This window comes from Pseudoxanthomonas kalamensis DSM 18571 (genome assembly GCF_010211745.1).
GTDB lineage: Bacteria > Pseudomonadota > Gammaproteobacteria > Xanthomonadales > Xanthomonadaceae > Pseudoxanthomonas_A > Pseudoxanthomonas_A kalamensis.
Genome location: NZ_PDWQ01000018.1, coordinates 1 through 1,335 on the forward strand (window position 1 = coordinate 1; position 1,335 = coordinate 1,335).

Genomic DNA, 1,335 nt, shown 5'->3' on the forward strand with positions numbered 1-1,335 from the left:
ACTATAACCCGCAGACGCGGCAATACAGCGGTATCTGGGACGGAACGTTTAAACCGGCATACAGCAACAACATGGCCTGGTGTCTGTGGGATATGCTGACCCATCCGCGCTACGGCATGGGGAAACGTCTTGGTGCGGCGGATGTGGATAAATGGGCGCTGTATGTCATCGGCCAGTACTGCGACCAGTCAGTGCCGGACGGCTTTGGCGGCACGGAGCCGCGCATCACCTGTAATGCGTACCTGACCACACAGCGTAAGGCGTGGGATGTGCTCAGCGATTTCTGCTCGGCGATGCGCTGTATGCCGGTATGGAACGGGCAGACGCTGACGTTCGTGCAGGACCGACCGTCGGATAAGACGTGGACCTATAACCGCAGTAATGTGGTGATGCCGGATGATGGCGCGCCGTTCCGCTCCCGCTTCAGCGCCCTGACGGACCGCCATAATGCCGTTGAGGTGAACTGGATTGACCCGAACAACGGCTGGGAGACGGCGACAGAGCTTGTTGAAGATACGCAGGCCATTGCCCGTTACGGTCGTAATGTTACGAAGATGGATGCCTTTGGCTGTACCAGCCGGGGGCAGGCACACCGCGCCGGGCTGTGGCTGATTAAAACAGAACTGCTGGAAACGCAGACCGTGGATTTCAGCGTCGGCGCAGAAGGGCTTCGCCATGTACCGGGCGATGTTATTGAAATCTGCGATGATGACTATGCCGGTATCAGCACCGGTGGTCGTGTGCTGGCGGTGAACAGCCAGACCCGGACGCTGACGCTCGACCGTGAAATCACGCTGCCATCCTCCGGTACCGCGCTGATAAGCCTGGTTGACGGAAGTGGCAATCCGGTCAGCGTGGAGGTTCAGTCCGTCACCGACGGCGTGAAGGTAAAAGTGAGCCGTGTTCCTGACGGTGTTGCTGAATACAGCGTATGGGAGCTGAAGCTGCCGACGCTGCGCCAGCGACTGTTCCGCTGCGTGAGTATCCGTGAGAACGACGACGGCACGTATGCCATCACCGCCGTGCAGCATGTGCCGGAAAAAGAGGCCATCGTGGATAACGGGGCGCACTTTGACGGCGAACAGAGTGGCACGGTGAATGGTGTCACGCCGCCAGCGGTGCAGCACCTGACCGCAGAAGTCACTGCAGACAGCGGGGAATATCAGGTGCTGGCGCGATGGGACACACCGAAGGTGGTGAAGGGCGTGAGTTTCCTGCTCCGTCTGACCGTAACAGCGGACGACGGCAGTGAGCGGCTGGTCAGCACGGCCCGGACGACGGAAACCACATACCGCTTCACGCAACTGGCGCTGGGGAACTACAGGCTGACAGTCC

The 1,335-nt window shown here is 60.0% G+C and carries 1 protein-coding gene; it reads left to right on the forward strand.

What is annotated here, in order from left to right; all coding sequences use genetic code 11:
- The coding region (locus CSC70_RS13665) for a TipJ family phage tail tip protein (RefSeq protein WP_162457186.1) at positions 1-1,335 on the forward strand (1,335 nt) is incomplete at both ends.